Raw genomic sequence first — 1,933 nt, 5'->3', positions numbered from 1 at the left:
TTGACTCAATTGGTCTTGCAGTTGACGATACAAGAGGGGTGTTTCCATGAGACTGGCCTTGAGTTGGGGAATTCAAGCCTCTCATGAAATGCCCCTTCCCATCTACCCTGTCTCATTTGGGACTCCTTTCACAACAACCCTTTCAGGACTTTTCTGCACCACCAAGCTCCTTTTTTAACGATGTTGATGGCATCTGCGGCGGTAATGTTGGCGGCCCCGGCTACGGTAGTCAGCAGCACCTCATGGAAGGCGCTCTCTTCCAGTACCCCATCGGGTTCGCTGCTGCCCGCCCGTCGTCGAATGATGCCCCCATCAGGGTTGGCCGTGTCAGCGGTAATGCCCGCTAGCTCTAGCGCCCGGCTGTTTAGCACGCCCAAGTGCCCCGATTGATGAAAAATGGCAATGGGCATCTCCGTGGAGACCTGATCCAAATCGTCGCGGGTGGGGTGGCGCTGTTCTTTGAGCTGAGAGTCGTCATAGCCGTTGCCGAGAATCCAGCCAATTTGAGCGGCGGCGGGAGTCTCTCCCCAGGCTTTGAGAGCATCCACCAGTTTGGGAATGTCGTCGATCGGGCCATCGGGCGGGGGCAGCAAATTGGCAACAACGGCGGCAATACCCTGCTGAAACAGGTGGCCGTGGGGGTCGATGAAACCAGGCACAACGGTCTTACCCTGGAGGTCGATGACCTGGGTGGTTGCACTTTGCAGAGGAGCAACAGCGACGGCATCGCCCACAGCGACAATAATGCCGTCTTTGACGGCGATCGCGCTGGCCTCTGGCTGGTTATCGTTCACCGTCACCACAATACCGTTGACGTAGATGGTGTCGGCGGTGGTAACCCCCTGAGCCAGGGCTACGGGGGAGGCACTGGTGGGCATGGCCCCAGCGGTTTCGCCCCGGTTGGACAACGCGACCGTCGCGGCGAAGGACCCCGCCCCCAACAAAAACAGACGGCGGGGCACCAAAAACTTCTCGCTGAGGAGTTTCAGCGGTAGATTGCAGCAGATATCGTTAATCATCGCCTATTGCCCTAGAGTGCTCGAAGCCCGACCGGTACCGTAGGCCATCACCTCACCATTGCGAGACATAATGCACTGGTGCACGCCAGCGCTGGGGTTAGCACTGGGAGACTCTGGGTCAAACCCCTGCCCAGGGGCGCTGGCCATAAAGATCTGCCACTGGCTTTCGCCCATTAGATTTTCGTACTCGGTACCGGCAATGCCGTCTTGAACCGTCGAACGGTGGCTGACCGGGGTGCGATTGATCACGGTGCCCATAAACGTCCGGTCGTAAATCCGCACAAAGGTCTCTCCAGCGCGGGGAGACTCCGGATCGAGACCTCCGAGGGTATAGATTTTGATGGCGTAGCCGTCGGTGTTGCAGTAGGCCACCTCCACCTCCGTCTCTGACCTCACCTCTGGAGTCAAGATCGCGCATTGGGCAAAGGTTCCAGCTACTAACCCGGCGACAATGAGGCTGCGGTTAATCAAAGCAATAACTCCTGGGAAACTCCTGGGCAGGCGGTACCAAACCCCACCAGGCCAAAATTCCCGCCGCCTGAACTCACCGCAGAGGAATCACGACAGAGGTGATTGATGCAGTCCAGAACACAGCGCGGCATGTTGGCCTGAGGGGAAAGGCGAACCACGTTTGACGCCGAGCATAGGCAAAATCTCAGCTCCAAAAGTTTATGGTTGCGCAGATTTCCAATCAAGTCTGTTTGGTCTGTTTAGTTTGTTTTCTTGCGTAAATATTTGTAATTTTAAGGTGATCTAAATGATGGCCTGGGGTGAGGGTTCACAAGGGTATTAGACGACACTGAACGTGGCGGGTGACGACAGCTAGATAGGCGGGAGAGGTGTTCTCCCTGCCCCTTGAGTCATCACTGAGACCGGATCCAATTTAAGCTAATAAGAAAAGACACTGAAGGTAT

Annotated in this window: 2 protein-coding genes; both read right to left on the bottom strand. The window is 56.2% G+C overall.

Features of this window, described 5'->3' with window-relative positions; translation table 11 throughout:
- Positions 1 to 128: 128 nt before the first annotated feature.
- Positions 129 to 1,019 carry an amidohydrolase family protein gene (locus IQ273_RS32885; protein WP_228054370.1) on the bottom strand — a complete coding sequence of 297 codons (891 nt, stop codon included), beginning with the start codon at positions 1,017 to 1,019 and terminating at the stop codon, positions 129 to 131.
- 3 nt (positions 1,020 to 1,022) lie between these two features.
- The gene (locus IQ273_RS32880) at positions 1,023 to 1,490 is read right to left on the bottom strand and encodes a hypothetical protein (protein ID WP_194027268.1); all 468 of its coding nucleotides are present in this window, start codon (positions 1,488 to 1,490) and stop codon (positions 1,023 to 1,025) included.
- Positions 1,491 to 1,933: the final 443 nt, after the last annotated feature.

The organism is Nodosilinea sp. LEGE 07298 (genome assembly GCF_015207265.1).
Classification (GTDB): Bacteria; Cyanobacteriota; Cyanobacteriia; order Phormidesmidales; family Phormidesmidaceae; genus Nodosilinea.
Note: the sequence above shows the minus strand (reverse complement) of the source record. Positions and strands in the feature narration are given on the sequence as shown.

Excerpts from the sequence above, each read along its gene's own strand:
- IQ273_RS32885 (WP_228054370.1), bottom strand. The coding sequence starts at position 1,019 with ATGATTAACGATATCTGCTGCAATCTACCGCTGAAACTCCTCAGCGAG.